The organism is Aequorivita xiaoshiensis, assembly GCF_022008395.1.
In the GTDB taxonomy this organism is placed as follows: Bacteria; Bacteroidota; Bacteroidia; order Flavobacteriales; family Flavobacteriaceae; genus Aequorivita; species Aequorivita xiaoshiensis.
This window is the reverse complement of record NZ_JAIRBB010000084.1, coordinates 1-300: the sequence shown is the minus strand read 5'-3', so window position 1 is coordinate 300 and position 300 is coordinate 1. Positions and strand designations below refer to the sequence as shown.

General features: G+C 33.3%; 1 protein-coding gene. It reads left to right on the top strand.

Annotation, left to right across the window (positions count from 1 at the left end):
• Positions 1-226 (top strand): hypothetical protein (locus K8344_RS14355; protein ID WP_237609304.1); only part of this gene is annotated, 226 nt, incomplete at its 5' end.
• Between the last annotated feature and the right edge of the window lie 74 nt (positions 227-300).

The window sequence follows — 300 nt, the reverse complement described above, 5'->3', positions numbered from 1 at the left end:
GGGAAAAGTCACTAATGTTATTATGACCGAATATCAAACTAAAGAGCTGATTTCCGAATTTTGGGATACAAAACGAGAATATAATTTTTGCATTAGGTCAATAAAGAAAGCTTTGAAAGGATTGCAATTTGATATTCTCAAACGAAAAGGAATACCGATTGAAAGTAATGTTAACGTCGAAATTTGGTTTAATGAAGACGGAACTATAGAAAATTGGTCGGAATAAAAACGTGTGGTAACAACGTATATAAAAAATAGCGCGAGTCGTTGCTAACACAAAGGTTCGGGCATTTTTAGGAA